The sequence below is a fragment of the Maritimibacter sp. genome (assembly GCF_016774595.1).
Classification (GTDB): domain Bacteria; phylum Pseudomonadota; class Alphaproteobacteria; order Rhodobacterales; family Rhodobacteraceae; genus Maritimibacter; species Maritimibacter alkaliphilus.
In genome coordinates this window covers 1,664,654-1,683,694 of the sequence record NZ_JACBWT010000002.1, presented here as the reverse complement: position 1 = coordinate 1,683,694, position 19,041 = coordinate 1,664,654, and the positions used below count along the sequence as shown (strand labels likewise).

18 protein-coding genes are annotated in these 19,041 nt (G+C 64.6%); 5 read left to right on the top strand and 13 right to left on the bottom strand.

The window, feature by feature from the left end; genetic code table 11:
- Positions 1-3 precede the first annotated feature (3 nt).
- Positions 4-567, bottom strand: a complete 564-nt coding sequence (gene ilvN / locus HOY44_RS19440) for an acetolactate synthase small subunit (RefSeq protein ID WP_008328734.1) — start codon at positions 565-567, stop codon at positions 4-6.
- A 12-nt stretch (positions 568-579) separates the two neighbouring features.
- Entirely contained in the window at positions 580-2,334 is a 1,755-nt protein-coding gene (locus HOY44_RS19435) for an acetolactate synthase 3 large subunit (RefSeq protein WP_008328736.1), read from the bottom strand.
- 470 nt (positions 2,335-2,804) lie between these two features.
- Between HOY44_RS19435 and HOY44_RS19430 the strand changes: the two genes are divergently transcribed.
- Positions 2,805-4,667 (top strand): PhoX family protein, encoded by a 1,863-nt coding sequence (locus tag HOY44_RS19430; protein ID WP_287437043.1) that lies wholly within the window; start codon positions 2,805-2,807, stop codon positions 4,665-4,667.
- 68 nt (positions 4,668-4,735) lie between these two features.
- Here HOY44_RS19430 and HOY44_RS19425 read toward each other — a convergent pair whose 3' ends face one another.
- From HOY44_RS19425 to HOY44_RS19405, 5 genes are all read right to left on the bottom strand, one after another.
- Entirely contained in the window at positions 4,736-5,416 is a 681-nt protein-coding gene (locus HOY44_RS19425) for a hypothetical protein (protein ID WP_287437041.1), read from the bottom strand.
- Positions 5,417-5,495: 79 nt separating this feature from the next.
- Complete coding sequence (locus tag HOY44_RS19420) at positions 5,496-6,332, bottom strand: arginyltransferase (protein ID WP_008328747.1); 837 nt, start codon at positions 6,330-6,332, stop codon at positions 5,496-5,498.
- Between the two features lie 104 nt (positions 6,333-6,436).
- Positions 6,437-6,892, bottom strand: coding sequence for an RDD family protein (locus HOY44_RS19415; protein WP_287437038.1), 456 nt, complete (start codon positions 6,890-6,892; stop codon positions 6,437-6,439).
- Between the two features lie 51 nt (positions 6,893-6,943).
- Positions 6,944-7,462, bottom strand: coding sequence for a DUF2852 domain-containing protein (locus tag HOY44_RS19410; RefSeq protein WP_287437037.1), 519 nt, complete (start codon positions 7,460-7,462; stop codon positions 6,944-6,946).
- A gap of 125 nt (positions 7,463-7,587) precedes the next feature.
- Positions 7,588-8,058: a YbaK/EbsC family protein gene (locus HOY44_RS19405; RefSeq protein WP_287437035.1), complete on the bottom strand. Its 471-nt coding sequence runs from the start codon at positions 8,056-8,058 to the stop codon at positions 7,588-7,590.
- A 63-nt stretch (positions 8,059-8,121) separates the two neighbouring features.
- Here HOY44_RS19405 and glnE point away from each other — a divergent pair, with 63 nt between their 5' ends.
- Both glnE and HOY44_RS19395 read left to right on the top strand, forming a co-directional pair.
- Complete coding sequence (gene glnE, locus HOY44_RS19400; protein ID WP_287437285.1) at positions 8,122-10,911, top strand: bifunctional [glutamate--ammonia ligase]-adenylyl-L-tyrosine phosphorylase/[glutamate--ammonia-ligase] adenylyltransferase; 2,790 nt, start codon at positions 8,122-8,124, stop codon at positions 10,909-10,911.
- Positions 10,908-11,174, top strand: a complete 267-nt coding sequence (locus HOY44_RS19395; protein ID WP_138423173.1) for a hypothetical protein — start codon at positions 10,908-10,910, stop codon at positions 11,172-11,174. Before glnE ends, HOY44_RS19395 begins: the two co-directional genes overlap by 4 nt.
- Before the next feature lie 45 nt (positions 11,175-11,219).
- Here HOY44_RS19395 and eda read toward each other — a convergent pair whose 3' ends face one another.
- Both eda and edd read right to left on the bottom strand, forming a co-directional pair.
- Entirely contained in the window at positions 11,220-11,867 is a 648-nt protein-coding gene (eda, locus tag HOY44_RS19390; RefSeq protein WP_138423174.1) for a bifunctional 4-hydroxy-2-oxoglutarate aldolase/2-dehydro-3-deoxy-phosphogluconate aldolase, read from the bottom strand.
- Between the two features lie 4 nt (positions 11,868-11,871).
- Positions 11,872-13,677, bottom strand: coding sequence for a phosphogluconate dehydratase (edd, locus tag HOY44_RS19385; protein WP_138423175.1), 1,806 nt, complete (start codon positions 13,675-13,677; stop codon positions 11,872-11,874).
- A 213-nt stretch (positions 13,678-13,890) separates the two neighbouring features.
- Between edd and HOY44_RS19380 the strand changes: the two genes are divergently transcribed.
- Positions 13,891-15,099, top strand: coding sequence for an RSP_2647 family RNA methyltransferase (locus tag HOY44_RS19380; RefSeq protein ID WP_287437030.1), 1,209 nt, complete (start codon positions 13,891-13,893; stop codon positions 15,097-15,099).
- Positions 15,096-15,650, top strand: a complete 555-nt coding sequence (locus tag HOY44_RS19375) for an RSP_2648 family PIN domain-containing protein (RefSeq protein ID WP_287437028.1) — start codon at positions 15,096-15,098, stop codon at positions 15,648-15,650. Before HOY44_RS19380 ends, HOY44_RS19375 begins: the two co-directional genes overlap by 4 nt.
- Here HOY44_RS19375 and HOY44_RS19370 read toward each other — a convergent pair.
- Genes HOY44_RS19370 through metA form a run of 4 tightly spaced genes read right to left on the bottom strand, consistent with a single transcriptional unit; the run spans position 15,647 to position 19,027 of the window.
- Complete coding sequence (locus tag HOY44_RS19370) at positions 15,647-16,270, bottom strand: TetR/AcrR family transcriptional regulator (protein WP_008328763.1); 624 nt, start codon at positions 16,268-16,270, stop codon at positions 15,647-15,649. The genes HOY44_RS19375 and HOY44_RS19370 overlap by 4 nt on opposite strands.
- A 5-nt stretch (positions 16,271-16,275) precedes the next feature.
- Positions 16,276-17,145 carry a polyphosphate kinase 2 gene (ppk2, locus tag HOY44_RS19365; RefSeq protein WP_287437025.1) on the bottom strand — a complete coding sequence of 290 codons (870 nt, stop codon included), beginning with the start codon at positions 17,143-17,145 and terminating at the stop codon, positions 16,276-16,278.
- Between the two features lie 33 nt (positions 17,146-17,178).
- Positions 17,179-18,126 (bottom strand): alpha/beta fold hydrolase, encoded by a 948-nt coding sequence (locus tag HOY44_RS19360; RefSeq protein ID WP_287437023.1) that lies wholly within the window; start codon positions 18,124-18,126, stop codon positions 17,179-17,181.
- A complete protein-coding gene (metA, locus tag HOY44_RS19355; RefSeq protein WP_008328766.1) occupies positions 18,110-19,027 on the bottom strand; it encodes a homoserine O-acetyltransferase MetA in 918 nt (305 codons plus the stop codon). Before metA ends, HOY44_RS19360 begins: the two co-directional genes overlap by 17 nt.
- Positions 19,028-19,041: the final 14 nt, after the last annotated feature.

The window sequence follows — 19,041 nt, the reverse complement described above, 5'->3', positions numbered from 1 at the left end:
GCTTTACTCGGCCCCGCGTGACAGGGCCGCGACCCCGGTGCGCGCCATTTCGACCAAGCCGAGCGGGCGCATGAGGTCCGCGAAGGCGTCGATCTTGTCCGGCGCACCCGTCAGTTCGAAGACGAAGCTTTCCAGCGTGGAGTCCACTGCATTGGCCCGGAAAATGTCGGCCATGCGCAGGGCCTCGACCCGTTTTTCGCCAGTGCCCGCCACCTTGAACAGCGCGAGTTCCCGTTCGACCGAAGCACCTTCGACCGTCAGGTCATGCACCCGGTGCACCGGCACGATCCGCCCAAGCTGGGCCTTGATCTGTTCGATCACCGCAGGTGTCCCGCCCGTGACGATGGTAATGCGCGACTGGTGCCCGGTGTGGTCGACCTCGGCCACGGTCAGCGAGTCGATGTTGTAACCACGGCCCGAAAACAGCCCGATCACGCGCGCCAGCACACCCGGTTCGTTGTCCACGATCACCGCCAGCGTATGCGTCTCGACGATATCCGAATTCGGATCGCGCAGGTCATAGGCCGACTTCTTGGAGGAGCCTTTTTTGATCTTGAGAGCGTTCATATCCTGTCCCCCTTACACCAGCACCGCGCCCGACGTGCCGATCGCATCGGCGGTCGAGGCTTCACCCAGAAGCATCTTGTTGTGCGGCTCGCCCGACGGGATCATCGGGAAGCAGTTCTCGTGCTTCTCGACCATGACGTCGAGGATGAAGGGACCGTCGTAGTCCAGCATCTCCTGAATAGCGTCGTCCAGCTCGGCGGGGTCTTTGACCAGCCGTCCCTTGCAGCCGAAGGCTTCTGCGAGTTTCACGAAGTCGGGCAGGGCCTCGGACCACGAATGGGAATAGCGCTCGCCGTGCAGAAGCTCCTGCCACTGGCGCACCATGCCGAGCCGTTCGTTGTTCAAGATGAATTGCTTGATCGGCAGGCGGAACTGCACCGCCGTCCCCATTTCCTGCATGTTCATCAGCCACGAGGCTTCGCCCGCCACGTTGATGACCACGCTGTCCGGGTGCGCCATCTGCACACCCACGCTCGCCGGCAGGCCGTAACCCATTGTGCCCAGACCGCCCGAGGTCATCCAGCGGCCCGGTTCGTCGAAGCCCATGAACTGCGCGGCCCACATCTGGTGCTGGCCCACTTCGGTCGTCACGTAACGATCCATGCCGCGCGTGATCGCTTCCAGCCGCTGAAGCGCGTGCTGTGGTTTGATCGTCTGGGTCGAGTTCTTGTAGTCGAGGCAGTTCACCTCTTTCCACGCGTCGATCTGCTTCCACCAGTTCCCCAGCGCCTCGACATTGGTCTTGCGCCCGCGCGACTTCCATATGCGCAGAAGGTCTTCGAGCACATGGCCCACGTCCCCGACGATGGGCAGGTCGACATGGATCACCTTGTTGATCGACGAGGGGTCGATGTCGATATGCACCTTCTTCGAGCCGGGCGAGAACGCGTCAATGCGCCCCGTGATCCGGTCGTCGAACCGCGCGCCGACGTTGATCATCAGGTCGCAGTCGTGCATCGCCATGTTGGCTTCGTAAAGCCCGTGCATCCCCAGCATCCCGAGCCAGTTCTTGCCGGATGCCGGGTAGGCGCCCAGACCCATCAGGGTCGAGGTGATCGGGAAGTTCGTGGCATCCACCAGTTCACGCAAAAGCTGGCTCGCCGCCGTGCCGGAGTTGATGACGCCGCCGCCAGTGTAGAACACCGGGCGTTCCGCCGCTTCGATCATCTCGGCCAGACGGGTGATCGCGTCGATATCGCCCTTCACCTGCGGCTGGTAATGTTCGGTGCGCGCCTTCTGCGGCTCTACGTAAGTGCCTTGGGCGAATTGCACGTCCTTGGGGATGTCGATGAGCGTCGGGCCGGGGCGGCCCGTGGTCGCCACGTGGAACGCCTGATGGATCGTGTCGGCCAGCTTGTTCGTGTCCTTCACCAGCCAGTTGTGCTTGGTGCAGGGGCGGGTAATGCCGACCGTATCGGCCTCCTGAAACCCGTCGGTGCCGATCATGAAGGTGGGCACCTGGCCGGTCAGCACGACGATCGGGATCGAGTCGAGCAGGGCGTCGGTCAGACCCGTGACCGCGTTGGTCGCGCCCGGGCCGGAGGTGACGAGCACGACACCGGGTTTCCCGGTCGAACGGGCATAGCCCTCGGCGGCATGGACCGCGCCTTGTTCATGGCGCACCAGAACATGACGGATGTCGTTTTGTTGGAACACCTCGTCATAGATCGGAAGAACGGCGCCGCCGGGATATCCGAATACCGTGTCCACACCCTGATCCTTCAGGGCCTGAACCACCATTTTCGCGCCGGTCATCTGACGTGTCATGTCTTTCTCCGTGTGGGCGTCGCGCCCGTATCTCCGGTCATAAAAAAGCCCCCGATTTTCTGTCGGGGGCGCATGGGGAACCTTCAGGGGTCCGTTACCGTCCCATGCGCCTATATCCTACGATGACTACAAGGCTTTCCACGACCGCTCTCCTTTGTGGTGCGGGGACATTATGGGTCGGCTGTCGGGGCGTCAACGCCAAATGGCTGAATAAAGTGTCGCACTAGTGGATTTTGGCGACATTTTCTTTCCTTTTTGCGGGCCTGAAGGGGGATTGTGAAAATGCGAGCGCGTCCGAGATACCGACTCGGGTGTTTTCAGGCGGGAAGAAACGCATCCGTGATAGAGTCCGGTCGGATTTTACACGGCTGTCATGGAAGCGACTCCGCTTTGTCACAGGTCGAAACGAGGCTCGCGCACGGACGCCGACTCGGCGCACCCGAACAGCCAGCCAATAAGGAGCAAGCCCCGTGAAAGACCAAGACACCTCGAACCTGTCGTGGGACGAATTCGACGAGATGCGCGACCCGCGCCCGGCGACCAATGATTTCGACGCCGTCGTGGAACGGGCCATCACCCGTCGCGGCTTTCTGGGCGGCGCGCTGGCCTTCGGCTCGGCCGCGACCGTTTTTGGGTCGGCCATGCTGACCTCAAGCCGCGCTCAGGCTGCGGCCCACGGGGGCTTCGGGTTCGAGCCGATCGACATCGCCACCGATTTCGACATCCACGTGCCCGAAGGATACGAGTGGAAAACGCTCGTGCGCTGGGGCGATGCGCTTTGGACCGAAGCCGATGGCGCCTATGACGCCGAGACCGGCGTTTCGCCCGCCATGTCGGACAAGGTGTTCGGTGAGAACACGGACGGGATGGAGACGTTTTTTGTCGATGGCAAGGAACTGATCGCCGTGAACTCGGAATACGTGAACCCCAAGATCAACCTGCCCGCCGCCTCGGACGGCACGCCGCAGAACGCGGATGAGGTGATGCTCTTGAAGAACCTTCAGGGCGTGACGGTCATGGAAGTCGCGCAGAACGGCGGCACCTATGAGGTGGTGAAGGACAGCCCTTACAACCGCCGCATCACGCATGAAACCCAGATGACCATGGACGGCCCCGCAGCCGGTCACGCGCTGGTGCAGACCAACGCCGACCCCGAAGGCATGAGCCCCAAAGGCACGATGAACAACTGCGGTTCGGGCAAGACGCTGTGGGGCACCTACCTGACCTGTGAAGAGAACTTCAACGGCTACTTCGGTGCCACCGGCGGTTATGACGAAACCGACGGTCTGTCGCGCTACGGCATCGGCGGCGAGGGCCGCTATGCCTACGAAAAATTCGACCCGCGCTACGACCTGACCGCCGAGCCGAACGAGCCGAACCGCCACGGCTGGATCACCGAGATCGACCCGACCGATCCCGAAAGCACCCCCGTCAAGCACACCGCCCTTGGCCGCTTCAAGCACGAGAACGCCGAGATGGTGCAGGCCGCCGATGGCCGTGTCGTGGTCTACATGGGCGACGATGAGCGGGGCGAGTTCATCTATCGCTACGTCTCGAACGGCACCTATGCCGAAGGCGGCTCGACCGAGGGTCTGCTGTCGGACGGTCAGCTTTACGTCGCCAAGTTCAACGACGACATGACCGGCGAATGGATCGCGCTGACCCCCGAAGCCACCGGCATGTCGCTGGAAGAAACCCTCGTCTTCTCGCGCATGGCCGCCTCGGCTGTCGGCGCGACGTCGATGGACCGCCCGGAATGGATCGCGGCGAACCCGCTCAAGGCCGAGGCCTATTGCGCGCTCACCAACAACTCCAAGCGCGGCGGCGACGCCATGCCGGTGAACGCGGCCAACCCGCGTGAGACCAATGAATACGGTCAGATCGTGCGTTGGGTTCCGGCGGGCGACGACCACGGCGCCGACACCTTTGCCTGGGATCTGTACGTGATGGCGGGCAACCCGCAGGTCTACGACAACGCATACGGCGGGTCCGAGAACGTCACCGACGGCAACATGTTCAACTCGCCCGACGGCATGGCGTTCGACAGCAAGGGGATGTTGTGGATCCAAACCGATGGCGACGATTCGAACGAGGGCGACTTCGCCGGGCAGGGCAACAACCAGATGCTCGTCGGGAACACCGAAACCGGGGAAATCGCCCGCTTCCTCACCGCACCCAATGGGGCCGAAGTGACGGGCCTGTGCTGGAACGAAGACAACACGGTCGCCTTCGTCGGCATCCAGCATCCGGGCGGTTCTTGGCCCGATGGCAACGGCAAGCCGCGCTCGTCGATCATTCAGGTCTGGCGCACGGACGGTGCCCCGGTCGGCTGATCCAACGCATTTGATGACGGTCGGGCGTCTCCCTCACGGGAGGCGCCTGTTTTTTCAAGCGGAGCAGGTCAGTCGGCGTTATCGGGTTCCGGCTCGACCTTGCGCGACGGGCCCCAGAGCACCTCAAGTTGCGGCAGGAGGAGCGAGACGAAAATCGCGACGACGGCAGCGATGGCCGTGGCGGCGGGGCTGGTGACGATGGGGTCGCCGGGCGTCGCGGCGGCCCAGGCCCAGAACGCGATGACCGAAGACAAAAACGGCCACATCGGAAAGGTGAGGACCGACGGCGTCGCACGCTTCCCCGCCTTTTCGCGGGCCGCGGCGGCTGCGTCCTCCGCCCGTTTTTCGACCTTGTAGTCCACGAAGACGTAAAGCCAGATCAGCAGGTGGCAGGCCACGAACAGGTAGGGCCAGAACACCGCGCCATCGGTCTGGCCAAGCCCGTTGAAGATCGCAAGCCCGGTGATGTAGAACGCCATGATCTCGGCCGGGAAATACTGCCCCAACACGTCGAGGGCCGAGGTGACCTTGGCCTTGGCCGTGCCGGGGTCGGCGTCCGCATCCGGCTTCGGCTCCTGCGCAGCGGCTGCGGCGATCCGGGCTTCCAGCGTCTCGACGCTCTCGCCATTGTCGCGGGCAAGGCGGGCGAGGCCCATGACCTCGTCCATGTCGAGCTTGAACGATGGATCGGGCACCTTGGCCGACCGTTGAGCCGCGTAATTGCGCTGCAATGACCCACGTATTGACATGGCTGTCCCCCGAAAAAACGTCGAAAACGAACCCGTTCAGTATAATGCGGGATCAGTCTAGCGTCTGGGAGGCGTTTGACTAGCGCTTCTTGACCGGCTGCGCGCCGGGCAGGGCGATCTGGGCGACCTGTTCGGCGATCGGATCGTTGGACAGCGGATGCTGGCGCGTGTCGAAATTCTCGGCGTCTTCCATCGGGGTCCACTGACCGCCGACATAGACTTCGAGCGCCGCGAACTTGGCCTTGTAGTCCATCTTGGGCGATCCGGGCACCCAGTAGCCGAGGTAGACGTAAGGCAGCCCCGCCTCCTGCGCGAGCCGGATGTGATCGAGGATCACGTAGGTGCCGAGGCTGTCGGCGTGGCGGGCGGGATCATAGAAGCTGTAGACCATCGACAGCCCGTCATCGAGCACGTCGGTCAGGCAGACGGCGGCCAGATCACGGGTCCGGCGATCCTCGGACCGGACGGAATATTCGATCACCCGCGATTTGATCGGGGTTTCCTCGATCATCGCGGCGAATTCGAACACGTCCATGTCGGCCATACCGCCGTCCGCATGACGCGCGTCGAGGTATTTGCGGAAAAGCTCGTATTGTTCCTCGGTCGCCCAGGGCGCACGGGTGCGGCGGGCGAGCTGCGCGTTCTTCTTCTCGGTGCGCCGCTGGCTTTTCGACTCGGTGAAATCCTTGACCCTGATCCGGGCGGACAGGCAGGCGTTACAATCCGAGCATGACGGGCGATAAAGCACGTTCTGGGACCGGCGGAACCCCTGCTTGGACAGGGTATCGTTCAGCGCCTCGGCCTGTTCGCCCTGAAGCGCCGTGAACAACTTCCGCTCCAGCCGACCCTCGAGGTAAGGGCAGGGCTGCGGCGCAGTCACGTAGAACTGCGGGGCGAGGGGAAGAGTGTGACGCATAGAGACGCGAAGTGTTCGGTGGTTTCGGACCCAGTTTCACGAAACCTATCAACGAAACCTTAACCCGCCAAGCCCCGCAGGGCATTTGGGTAAATCACCGCCGGTCACATCCGCGCGGAGCGGTTGATCGCGGCGGTGCCGAGCACGAGGTCGGTGAGGCCCTGACCCCGATCCCCGGTCATCATCAGGATGATGGATGCGATCTGCGGCAGGACGAAGGACATCGACAGGGTGTAGCCCAGCGTGTGCATCACGGCGGTCCCGAGGTCGAGCCGCTGGCCGTCGTGCCGCCGGATCTCGATCGACATCAGGCGCATCCCCAGCGTGGCCGACCCGTTGGCGAGCGTCACCACACGGTAGACGAACCCGACGACGAGCCACAGGAAGCCCGCGAAGAAAAAGCCGATTCCGACGGTCAGCAGAATGAAGAGCAGGACGAGGCCAACCACGATCAGCGTATCGAACACCCAGGCCAGCGCGCGCTTGGCGGGCACATCGGCATAGAACTCCGACTGGTAGTCGGGATCGGGCAGTCCGGTATAGGTGGCGGTGTTCATCATGGTCCCCATATGGAAAAGGCGGTCGGCCCCGACAAGCGGGGCCGCGCGATCTTATTTCGGCTCTTTCGCCACGACGGCATCGTCGTCACCGTCCTCGTCGTCCGAGCTGTCTTCGATCCGACCGCTGCGGGCCGCATCGGCGCGTTCGTTCATGAACTGGTCGAATTCCGACTTGTCCTTGGCCTGGCGCAGGCGGTCGAGGAAAGCCTCGAACTGCTCCTGCTCGTCCATCAGGCGTTGCAGGGTTTCGGCCTTGTAGGAATCGAAGGCGGTGTTGCCCGAGCTTTTGAAGCTGCGTCCGCGACCATTGTCCCAGACATAGGCGTAGGTGTCATGGCCGTGACGGCGGCCGTGGCGGTGACGGCCATGCGGGCCGTTGCAGGATTTCGAGAACATGCGTTTGCTCCAGATCATGTACATCAGAAGGGCGAGGCCCACGGGCCAGAAGAAGACGAACCCGAGGACCATGAGCGCGATCCACGCGCCCTTGCCCCGTTCGTCGAGCCAGGCCTCGGTCTTGTTGAACCAGCCCTTGGACTTCGGAGGGGCGGTTTCGCTCATCGTCGTCATCGTGTTTCCTTTCTGCACGGAAGGTGCGGTGTCAGTGCGATGTGAATTCCTTTCACATTACCAAGATCGGGACCGCACCCCGCCATTTCAAGGAAAAATGTGAAGGCTTTTCACATTAATTTCGATCAGACAATGAAATCAGTGACTTGTGCGCCCGTCAGCCGCTCGATATCGCGGGGGTTCACAGAGAATATGTGCCGTGGCGTGCCTGCTGCGGCCCAGATCACGTCGAAATCGAAGAGCCGAGGGTCCATGAAGGCCCGGATCGGGTTCAGGTGCCCGATGGGGGCGACCCCGCCGATGGCAAAGCCTGTCTGCGACCGGATCAGGCCCGCATCGGCCTTACCCAACGCTTCGCCCGCCGCCGCGCTGGCCTTGGCGTCGTCCACCCGGTTGCCGCCTGCGGTCAGGAACAGGATCGCCTGCCCGTCGTCCTCGCCGCGAAAGATGATCGACTTGACGATCTGGTCGATCTCACAGCCCGCCGCGCGGGCCGCATCCGCCGCCGTGCGCGTGCCCTCGGCCATTTCGAGGATGGAAATGTCCAGCCCGGCCTCGGCCGCCGCCCGTTCGACGCGTTTCAATGACTTGCTCATGGCGGCATCATGCACGGGCGGATCGGCTTGACCACCCCCGACCGCGCAGCCAATCTCCGCGCCATGTCGTTCGCCAGCCATATCACCCGTTGCCCGCGCCCGTTCGAAACCGACCCGGCCAGGGAAATCGCCACATCGTTCGCAGACCTTGCCCCGGAAATGGTCGAGGTTCTGTCGGGCACGGCGGGCTGTTCGCCCTATCTCATGGGCCTCATGACGAAAGAGGACGCGTGGCTGCGTGAGGCCCTGTCGATGGACCCTGACGAGGCGATCGACAAGGCGCTGGTCATCGAGGGCGAAAGCGAGGCCGATTTGTCCGCCGCGCTCAGGCAGGCCAAGCGCCGCGTCGCGCTTTACACCGGGCTGGCCGATCTTGCCGGGGTCTGGCCGCTGGAAAAGGTCACGGGCGCGCTGACCCGGCTTGCGGATATCGCCACCGACAAGGCGCTGAAGTTCCACGTCGGGCGTGAGATCGCCCGCGGCAAGCTGCCCGGTGCGACCGAGGACGACATCGCGACCGCTGGCGGGGCCTTCGCGCTTGCGATGGGCAAGATGGGGGCCGGGGAGCTGAACTACTCCTCCGACATCGACCTTATCATGCTGTTCGATGAGACGCGCTATGACGACGACGATTACCACGACGCCCGCGCCAGCCTGATCCGCGCGGTGCGCAAGATGTCGTCGATGCTGTCCGAGAACACCGCCGACGGCTATGTCTTTCGCACCGACCTGCGCCTGCGTCCCGATCCCTCGGTCACGCCCGTCATCATCTCGACCGATGCCGCCGAACGCTATTACGAAAGCCTCGGCCGCACGTGGGAGAGGGCGGCGCATATCAAGGCGCGCACCTGTGCGGGCGATATCGAGGCGGGCGACAGGTATCTCGAGGTGCTGCGGCCCTTCGTCTACCGCAAACACCTCGATTTCGCGGCCATTCAGGACGCGCACGACATGCGGTTGCGCATTCGCGAGCACAAGGGGCTGGGCGGTCCGATCACGCTGCCGGGGCACGACATGAAGCTCGGGCGCGGCGGCATTCGCGAGATCGAGTTCTTCACCCAGACCCGGCAGTTGATCGCTGGCGGGCGCGATCCCGAACTGCGCCTGCGCGGCACGGTCGAAGGGCTGGCCGCTTTGGTCGAGAAGGGCTGGGTGCCCGCCGATGTGGCCGAGACGCTGACCCGGCACTACCGCTTCCACCGCGATGTCGAGCACCGCGTCCAGATGGTGCGCGATGCCCAGACGCACAAGCTGCCCAGCACGGACGAGGGCTTCCGGCGGCTGGCCTGCATGATGGACATGGACCGCGCGCACCTCGTGTCCGACCTCACGACCGCGCTGACCGAAGTGCATGACCTGACCGAGGGCTTCTTTGCCCCCGGCGATGCCTCGGCCCCGACTGCGGACCTCGACAAGGAAGAGGCCGAGATCGTCGAGGGGTGGAAGGCTTATCCGGCGCTGCGTTCATCGCGTGCCGTCACCATCTTCGACCGGCTGAAACCGGATTTGCTGGCGGCTCTCAAGGGGGCCGCGCGCCCCCGCGAGGCGATCATCAATTTCGACAAGTTTCTCAGCGGCTTGCCTGCGGGCGTTCAACTGTTTTCCCTGTTCGATTCGAACCCGACGCTGGTCGATCTGATCGTCGATATCGCCGCTACCGCGCCCGCGCTTTCCGTCTATCTGGGCCGCAACGCGCAGGTGCTGGACGCGGTGATCGGGGGCGATTTCTTCTCGGCATGGCCCGGTGAAAGCGGCCTGCGGGCCGATCTTCAGGAAACGCTCGACGCGCTCCCGGACTACGAAGCCAAGCTCGACGGGGCGCGGCGCTGGATGAAGGAATGGCATTTCCGCATCGGTGTTCACCTGCTGCGCGGCCTGACGCCCCCGGCCGAGGCGGGGCTGGACTACGCCGACCTCGCCGATGCCGTGGTCCGGGTGATCTGGCCGCTGGTGGCGGAGGAATTCGCGCGCAAACACGGAACGCCACCGGGCAATGGGGCGGTTCTGCTCGGCATGGGCAGCCTTGGTGCGCGCACCGTCGGCCCGGCGTCGGACCTCGACCTGATCGTCATCTATGATGCGCCGGGCGACGCGGAGTCGGACGGCAAAAGACCCCTTGGGTCAAGGGCTTATTACTCACGCCTCACGCAGGCGATGGTGACGGCGCTTTCGGCCCAGATGCCCGAAGGGCGGCTTTACGAAGTCGACATGCGGCTGCGCCCCTCAGGCCGTCAGGGTCCGGTCGCCACATCGCTCGCCGCGTTTTCCGCCTACCAGCGGGACGAAGCCTGGACGTGGGAGCATCTGGCGCTCACCCGTGCCCGGCCCATCGCGGGCGACATGGCCATCGGCGACGCGGTCGAAGACGTCCGGGCCGAGGTGTTGGGCCGCGACCGCGACCCGGCCCGCACCATCGCCGACGTGGTCGAGATGCGCGCCCGGATCGCCGAAGCCAAGGGCGACACCGGGCCGTTGGACCCCAAGATCGGGCCGGGGCGCTTGCAGGACATCGAACTCGTCGCGCAATGCGCCGCGGTTCTTGCCCCCGAAACGCCCCGGCTGACCGAGGATCAGATCGCCATCGGGGTCGAGATCGGCTGGATCACGCGGGACGAGGCCGAGGCGCTCAACGCGGCCTATGACACGATGCGGCGGCTGCAAAGCGGTGCCAAGCTCATCACCGACGGCACGCTCGATCTGGATACGGTCGGGCAGGGTGGCCGCGCCTTCCTGTTCCGGCTGATGGAGGTCGAGGATGGCGAGGCGCTGCTCGACCGCGTGACAGGCTGCGCCGAAACGGCGACGAAGGCGATCGAGGCGATCCTTGCACGCAGACCGGGAGAGGCGGCATGACACCCGATGAGATCGACCCGAAGGGACTGATCCGCGAGGCCTATCGCATCGAAGGCGTGTCGCTTGAAGACTGCCGGGGCATCTTTTTCGATTGGGTGCTGGGCCATCGCGAGCGCCGGATCGGCGCGGCGGAGGTGGCGGCGCTTTTGGACCTTTATGGCGGGGCTGCGCCGGATCACCCGATGACACGGGTTCTGCGCGAGGGCAAAGACAGCATCACCACCGCGCCCAGACGCCGGGGCGGGGCCCGCGCTCGGCGCTGACCGGATCAGCGATTGAGCGAAGTCGTCGCCCTCGCACGACGCGGGTCAGCGGGGGAGCGTCGCCGCCTCGGCTGCGAGCCGTTCGATCCCGGCCCAGTCGCCCGATTTGAACATCTCTTTCGGCGCGACCCACGACCCGCCCGCGCAGATCACGTTGGGCAGCGACAGGTAATCGCGCGCGTTCTTCGGGCTTACGCCACCCGTGGGGCAGAAGCGGATCTGCGGCAGGGGCGAGGCGAGCGATTTCAGGAACGGCGCACCGCCCGCCGCCTCGGCCGGAAAGAATTTTTGGATGGTGTAGCCGCGTTCCAGAAGGCGCATCGCCTCGGTCGCCGAAGCCGCACCGGGCAGGAGCGGCAGCCCTGCTTCTTCGCAAGCGTCGAGCAGCGTGTCCGTCGCACCGGGCGAGACGCCGAATTTCGCACCGGCATCCACCGCCCGTTGCACGTCCTTCGGTGTCAGCAAAGTGCCGGCCCCCACGACGCCGCCTTCGACACGGGCCATTTCGGCAATCACCTCGAGCGCGGCATCGGTGCGCAAGGTCACTTCCAGCGCAGGCAAACCGCCCGCGACCAGCGCGGCGGCGAGGGGGGCGGCATGGGCCACGTCCTCGACGATCAGCACGGGCACGATGGGGGCCAGTTCGCAGATTTCGGCGGCTTTGGCAGAGGCTTCGGCAGGGGTCATCGTCATCTCCTTACACAACCACGCCCGCGCCCTCGGTGGCGAGGCCGACGTTCTGGCGGAACATTTCGAAAAGCTCGCGACCAAGACCACGGGAATTGGCCGACAGGTCCATTGTGGCGGGCGTACGCGCGTCGAACCCTTCGGTCAGCACGTCGATGGTGCCGTTCGTGGCATCCACGCGCACCAGATCGCCGTCCTGCACCTTGGCGATGGGGCCACCGTCCACCGCTTCGGGCGAGACGTGGATCGCGGCGGGCACCTTGCCGGAGGCACCGGACATGCGCCCGTCGGTCACGAGCGCGACCTTCAGGCCCCTGTCCTGTAGCACGGCAAGCGTCGGCGTCAGCCCGTGAAGCTCAGGCATCCCGTTGGCCTTGGGGCCTTGGAAGCGCACGACGACCACCGTGTCCTCGGTGAACGCGCCCGCCTTGAACGCCTCCTTGACGGACGCCTGATCGGTGAAGACCCGCGCCTTGGCTTCGATCACGTGGCGCGCGGGATCGACCGCCGACACTTTCATGACGGCATGACCGAGGTTGCCCACCAACTGCGACAAGCCGCCGGTTTTCTGGAACGGATCGGCATAGGGGCGCACGATCTTGTCGTTGAGCGTCTTGCGCGGGCCGGGTTCGTATTTCACCCGGTCGCCGTCAACTTTGGGCTCCTGCGTATAGGCTTCCAGCCCGCCGCCCGCGACGGTGCGGGTGTCGGGGTGCAACATGCCTTCGTCCAGCAGGTCGCCGATCAGGTAGCCAAGCCCGCCCGCAGCGTGGAAATGGTTCACGTCAGCCAGGCCGTTCGGATAGACCCGCGCCATGAGCGGCGTGACAGCCGAAATGTCGGCGAAATCCTGCATCGTCAGCTCGATCCCGGCGGCCCGCGCCATGGCGGGCAGGTGGATAAGAAGGTTCGTGGACCCGCCCGTCGCCATCAGCCCGACGATCCCGTTCACGAAGGCCTTTTCGTCCAGCACCTCGGCGACCGGGGTGAAGGCATTGCCCAATGCGGTGATCTGCGTGGCCCGGCGCGCGCCCTCCATCGTCAGGGCATCGCGGAGCGGCGTGTTCGGGTTCACGAAGGACGCGCCAGGCAGGTGCAGACCCATGAATTCCATCAGCATCTGGTTCGAGTTGGCGGTGCCGTAGAAGGTGCAGGTGCCGGGGCCGTGATAGGCCTCCATCTCGGCCTGCATAAGGGCGTCGCGGCCCACTTCGCCCGCCGCGAATTTCTGGCGCACCTTGGCCTTTTCGTCGTTCGGCAGGCCGGAGGTCATGGGCCCGGCCGGCATGAAGATGCCGGGGATATGGCCGAAGGTGGCGGCGGCGATCACCAGACCCGGCACGATCTTGTCGCAGACGCCCAAATAAAGCGCGGCGTCGAAGGTGTTGTGGCTGAGCGCCACGCCCGAGGCGAGCGCGATCACGTCGCGAGAGAAAAGCGACAGCTCCATTCCTGTCTCGCCTTGCGTGACACCGTCGCACATGGCCGGCACACCCCCCGCCACCTGCGCCGTCGCGCCCTCGGCCCGCGCGGCGGCCTTGATGAGGTCGGGGAACCGCTCGAACGGCTGGTGGGCCGACAGCATGTCGTTGAAGGTGGTGACGATCCCGATGTTGGGCGCATCCTTGGTGGCGAGCGCGTGTTGATCGGGACCAGCCCCGGCATAGGCATGCGCCTGACCCGAACAACTCAGGTGGCCGCGCTTCGGCCCCTTGTCGATCTGCGCCTGAATCCCCTCCATGTAGGAGGCGCGCCGTGCGGCGCTTCGGTCGATGATCCGTTGGGTGACCCGTTCGATCTCGCTGTTGAGAGCCATGGGAAGTCCTATTCTGATCGCGCGTTCTGGCGACCGCTTATCATGTCGTGATAGCGCTAACAACCCGGCGAACGCATCAGGCCGGGCAGGGCGCCCTCGTTAGACGCTACCATGCCTTTCCCCGGCGTCCCGTGCAAACGGCGCGAAACCGTCCGCGGGCGGGCAAGCGCGCAGCCTCTTCCCGCCCGGACGCGAACGGGATAGGCAGTGCGCATGAACGATACGCAGAAGGGCAATCGCCCGTCCATCCGCCTCAAGCCGAAAGCCAACGCGCGCGCGATCCGTCATGGCGCGCCGTGGGTCTATGACAACGAACTGGTCACGGACCGACGCACCAAGGCCATCGCGCCGGGCACCATCGCCCGGTTGGAGGACGCGGACCGTGCGGCCCTGGGTACCGTCGCGGTGAACCCGAACTCGCGCATTTTCGCGCGGATGCTGGACCGCGACCCCGACGTGGTGATCGACAAAGCGTGGCTCGCCGCCAAGGTCGAACTGGCGCTCGCCCACCGCGCGCGTCTTTTTCCCGACCCGTTCTACCGCTTGATCCATGCCGAGGCCGACGGGCTGCCCGGCGTCGTCATCGACCGTTTCGGCGATACGGCGGTGATCCAGCCCAATGCGGCATGGGCCGACGTGCTGTTCGACGATCTGGCGGCGGCTGTGGCCGAGGTCACGGGCGTGACCACGGTGGTCAAGAACGCTAGCGGTCGGGCGCGCGGGCTCGAAGGGCTGGACGAGGAGACGCTGGTGGAGCGCGGCGCGGTCGACGGCCCGATCCCGGTGCCGATGAACGGCGCGACCTATATGGCCGACCTTCTGGGCGGGCAGAAGACGGGCCTTTTCTTCGACCAACGTCCGAACCACGCCTTCGCCGCGACGCTTTCGAACGGCGCGCGCGTGCTCGATGTCTTCAGCCATGTCGGGGGCTTCTCGCTCGCCGCGCTGGCGAACGGCGCGACTTCCGCGCTGGCCGTCGACGGCTCGCAACCCGCGCTGGACCTCGCCACCCAAGGCGCCAAAGCCAAGGGCGTGGCGGACCGGTTCGACACCCGCCAAGGCGACGCTTTTGACGTGCTGACCGCGCTTGGCGAAGCGGGCGAGGTGTTCGATGTGGTCATCTGCGACCCGCCCGCCTTTGCGCCCAACAAACAGGCGCTCGACGCTGGCCTCAGGGCCTATGAGCGCATCGCAAGGCTGGCCGCGCCCCTCGTGGCCCCCGGCGGCTATCTGGGCCTGTGCTCCTGCTCCCACGCCGCCGACCTCGACAGCTTCCGCAAGTCGAGCGTGCGGGGCATCGGGCGCGGTGGCCGCTCCGCGCAATTGATCCACACGGGCTTTGCCGGCCCCGACCATCCGCAACATCCGGCGCTTGCCGAAAGCGGCTACCTCAAGGCGCTGTTCTTCCGGCTCACCGCATGAAGGTTCTGATCGACGCCTGCGTGCTTTACCCGACGGTTATGCGCGAGATGGTGATCGGTGCGGCCAAGGCGGGGTTGTTCGAGCCGAAGTGGAGCCCCCGCATCCTCGAAGAATGGGCGCGGGCGGCGGCGAAACTCGGTCCGGGGCAGGAGGCGCTTGCGCGCGGTGAAATCGCGACGCTGGAGGCCGACTGGCCCCGCGCCTCGTTCCGGCCCAAGGACGGCGACATGAGCCGCCTGTCACTGCCCGACCCCGACGACGTGCATGTTCTGGCCTCGGCCATCGCATCCTCGGCGGACGTGTTGATGACGCTGAACATCAAGGACTTCCCCCGGCAATTGCTGGGCCTCGAAAGGCTGGTGCTGGCAAGTCCCGACCCGTTTCTGCTGGGGCTTTACGAAGAGGCACCCGAAGCGGTCGAAACGGTCGCCCGCGCCGTGCTGGACGAGGCGATCCGGCTGTCGGGCGAAGATTGGACGATCCGCAAGCTGATGAAGAAAGCCCGCCTGCCAAGACTCGGCAAGGCGCTGGAAGCCTCGGGCAAGTTCTAGCTGTCGGCCTTGATAAGCCCGAGGCCCCGCAAGTAGACGCCGATCCCGCTTTCCAGCAGATCCTCGGGCGGAAACGGCGACTTGGTGCCGGGCGAGCCACGACCGAAAAGTTCGACGACACCGTGCGACATGGCCCAGATATGGGCCGAGACCATCCGTGCCGGCGGGCGTTTCTCGGGCGGCACGTCTTTCAGCAGTTCGTTCGCCGCCATGTCGAGCACGCCGAGCGCCCGGTTCGCCACATGGGCCAGATCGGCGGACTTGTTGATCGACACCCCGGACTCGAACATCGCGATGTAATGGCCCGGAAACCGGCGGGAAAACGCCAGATAGGCCCGCCCCGTCGCCTCGAATGAGGCCAGCGCCGAGGGCTGGCCCTTGGCGTAGGCGTGTTCCATCAGGTCCGCGAAAATCTCATATCCCTGACGCGCGGCCTCGGCGATCAAGTCTTCGCGCCCATCGAAGTGACGATAGACGGCGGCGGGCGTCACGCCAGCCTGCTTGGCCGCTTCCGACAGCGTGAACCCGGTCGGCCCCTTTTCCTCGATCAGCGTCAAGGCGGCTTCGACCAGCGCCTGCCGGAGGTTGCCGTGATGATATCCGCGCTTTTTCGTGGGCACCGGCGTCAGCTTTCCCAGATGTCCAGCCCGCCCGCGATCTTGGGGTCGGGGGCACAGGCCACGTCGTGGATTTTCTTCTCGTAATCAATGCCCTGCAACACGGTCTTGATGGCTGCAAGTCGAGCGCGCTTTTTGTCGTCGGAACGGATGATCGTCCAGGGCGCATAGGGAAAATGCGACTTGGCGAAGGTTTCCGAGATCGCATCGGAATAGGCCTGCCAACGGCTCAACCCCTGAACGTCGATGGACGAAAGTTTCCAATGCTTTAGCGGGTCCTGCTCACGCGCCATGAAGCGGCGGAGCTGTTCCGCGCGACCGACGTTCAACCAGAGCTTCACGAAGTAGATTCCTTCGTCCACCAGCATGTGTTCGAACTCGGGCAGTTGCCGGAAGAACGCCGCGCGCTCGGCCTCGCCGCAGAAGCCGAACACCTTTTCGACCACACCCCGGTTATACCACGAGCGGTCGAAGAGCACGATCTCACCTTCGGTCGGCAAGTGGCTGACATAGCGTTGGAAATACCATTCGCCCTGTTCGCGGTCCGAGGGTTTCGGAAGCGCGACGACCCGCGCGACACGGGGGTTCAGGTTCATCCGCATCCGCTTGATCGTGCCGCCCTTGCCAGCGGCATCGCGCCCTTCGAACACGACGACGACACGCTTTCCGGTCGCTTTCACATCGGCCTGCAACTTCACCAGTTCAAGCTGGAGCGCCTCCAACTCGTCCTCGTAATCGTCCTTGTCCATTTCTTCGGCATAAGGATAGGACGGGTCGAGCATATCGTCCTTGCCCGCGCCCTCGATGGCCTTGCGCACATCTTCGGGCGCTTCGTCCGCATAGAATTTCGAGATTGCGCCGTCGAAAGGCAGGTCCATCGCCGTCTCCCGTGTCCAGTCGGGCCAGTATGGCTATTTGACCCCGGCGCGCAACGCCGCGCGGTCGATGGCGGCGATGGTTTCCGCCATCTCGACGTGATGGGGCATGTGTCCAACGCCGTCGAGCACCGTCAGGTTTCCGTTCTGCACCTCTTCGACCAGCGGTTCCGAATGGACCGACAGCCCGACGGTGGTGTCGGCGTCGCCGTGGATCACCTCGACCGGGATTTCGACATCCGCATAACGCGGCTGCTGCTCTTCGAGGTGGTGGAGCAGTTCGTGCCGCTGTTGCGCGTTGGCCTTGAATTGTTCGGGCAGCAGGATCATGCCCGCACCGATGTAATCGGCATATCCGGGCAGGGGATCGTTCGGCGCGAAGACCGCGTTGATCTGCCCTTCCAGATAGGCTTCGGGCAGCCATGCCGAGATGACATGCGCCATGATCGGCCCGATCACGGGTTGGGCGAGCAGGGCATAAAGCGTGTCGCGGCCACCGGGCCAAGGATGCGTCGCCCCGGCGATCGAGACGGCGGCCGAGATATGGTCGGGATGGTGGACCGCCCAATTCATCACAAGGGCCCCGCCAAAACTCTGGCCCGCGACGACGGGGTTTTCGACCCCCAGGGCGCGGGCGGCCTCGACCATGAGCGTGGTCTGTTCCGACAGGGTCACGCCATTGGGTTTGAGCGGCGGGGTGTAGCCCAGCCCCGGACGGTCGAGGATCGTGACGCGGTAGCTTTCAGCCAGCACCGGCGCGATGTCGAAGGTCCAGTCGCGGGTGGACCCGGACGCGCCGTGAAGCAGCACCAGATCCGGCCCTTCGCCCATCTGGACGTAATGCACCGGGTGCCCGTCCACGACGATGAATTGCCCCTCGGGCGGATGCGCGCGGTAGGCGGCAAGCCGACGGTTTTCCACCCGGATCATCGTCGCGCAGGTGAACAGCGCGAGGATCAGGAGAAGGCTAAGTGCCAATTTCATTCTGATCGTAGGGCGTCGTCTGGTAGATTTCGTTGATCCAGTTGCCGTAAAGCAAATGGGCATGGCTGCGCCAACGGTTCTTGGGCGGCTTGGTCGGGTCGTCGTCCGGGTAGTAGTTGATCGGCACCTCGATCGGCGTGCCGGAGGCGGTGTCGCGGTCGTATTCCTGCTTCAACGTGTCCGAGTCGTATTCGAAATGGTTGAAGATATAGAGCGCCCGGTGCGCCGGATCTTCGACCAGACATGGCCCCGTCTCGGGCGACCCGAGAAGGGTGGTCAGCCCGTCGGCTGCGTCGATCTCATCCTGTTTCATCTCGGTCCACCGGCTTACGGGAATGACGAAGCTGTCCGAGAAGCCACGCAGATAGGGCGAATTTGGTTTCAGCTTTTCCTGCGGAAAGCAGCCGAAGCTTTTTTCCGGCAGGATATGCTTCTGCACCCCGTGGAAATGATAGATCATCGCCATGCCGCCCCAGCAGACGCCGAAGGTGGAATGCACGTTGGTCTGGGTCCAGTCCATGACCTCGACCATCTCGTCCCAATAGGTCACGTCCTCGAACGGCAGATGTTCGATCGGTGCGCCGGTGATGATGAGCCCGTCGAACTTCTCGTCCTTCACGTCCTGAAAGTCGCGATAGAACATGCCCAGATGCTCCTCGGGCGTGTTCTTGGAGGCGTGCTCGGTCATCTTGATGAGCGTGAAGTCGATCTGAAGCGGGGTCGCCCCGATCAGACGCGCGAACTGCGTCTCGGTCTGGATCTTTTTGGGCATCAGGTTCAGAAGCCCGATCTTCAGCGGCCGGATATCCTGCCGCGCCGCCTGATTTTCCGACATGACCATGACGCCCTCGCGCGAAAGCACGTCGGCGGCAGGCAGGTCGGCAGGGATCTTGATCGGCATCGGAAGCTCCGGTT

Bases quoted from the DNA above. Each gene is read 5' to 3' on its own strand.
- HOY44_RS19395 (WP_138423173.1), top strand. From the start codon at position 10,908: ATGACACCCGATGAGATCGACCCGAAGGGACTGATCCGCGAGGCCTAT.
- HOY44_RS19420 (WP_008328747.1), bottom strand. From the start codon at position 6,332: ATGCGTCACACTCTTCCCCTCGCCCCGCAGTTCTACGTGACTGCGCCG.
- ilvN (WP_008328734.1), bottom strand. From the start codon at position 567: ATGAACGCTCTCAAGATCAAAAAAGGCTCCTCCAAGAAGTCGGCCTAT.
- HOY44_RS19410 (WP_287437037.1), bottom strand. From the start codon at position 7,462: ATGACGACGATGAGCGAAACCGCCCCTCCGAAGTCCAAGGGCTGGTTC.
- HOY44_RS19360 (WP_287437023.1), bottom strand. From the start codon at position 18,126: ATGAAATTGGCACTTAGCCTTCTCCTGATCCTCGCGCTGTTCACCTGC.
- edd (WP_138423175.1), bottom strand. From the start codon at position 13,677: ATGGCTCTCAACAGCGAGATCGAACGGGTCACCCAACGGATCATCGAC.
- ppk2 (WP_287437025.1), bottom strand. From the start codon at position 17,145: ATGGACCTGCCTTTCGACGGCGCAATCTCGAAATTCTATGCGGACGAA.
- glnE (WP_287437285.1), top strand. From the start codon at position 8,122: ATGTCGTTCGCCAGCCATATCACCCGTTGCCCGCGCCCGTTCGAAACC.
- HOY44_RS19425 (WP_287437041.1), bottom strand. From the start codon at position 5,416: ATGTCAATACGTGGGTCATTGCAGCGCAATTACGCGGCTCAACGGTCG.
- HOY44_RS19415 (WP_287437038.1), bottom strand. From the start codon at position 6,892: ATGATGAACACCGCCACCTATACCGGACTGCCCGATCCCGACTACCAG.
- HOY44_RS19435 (WP_008328736.1), bottom strand. From the start codon at position 2,334: ATGACACGTCAGATGACCGGCGCGAAAATGGTGGTTCAGGCCCTGAAG.
- HOY44_RS19405 (WP_287437035.1), bottom strand. From the start codon at position 8,058: ATGAGCAAGTCATTGAAACGCGTCGAACGGGCGGCGGCCGAGGCCGGG.
- HOY44_RS19375 (WP_287437028.1), top strand. From the start codon at position 15,096: ATGAAGGTTCTGATCGACGCCTGCGTGCTTTACCCGACGGTTATGCGC.
- metA (WP_008328766.1), bottom strand. From the start codon at position 19,027: ATGCCGATCAAGATCCCTGCCGACCTGCCTGCCGCCGACGTGCTTTCG.
- HOY44_RS19380 (WP_287437030.1), top strand. From the start codon at position 13,891: ATGAACGATACGCAGAAGGGCAATCGCCCGTCCATCCGCCTCAAGCCG.
- eda (WP_138423174.1), bottom strand. From the start codon at position 11,867: ATGACGATGACCCCTGCCGAAGCCTCTGCCAAAGCCGCCGAAATCTGC.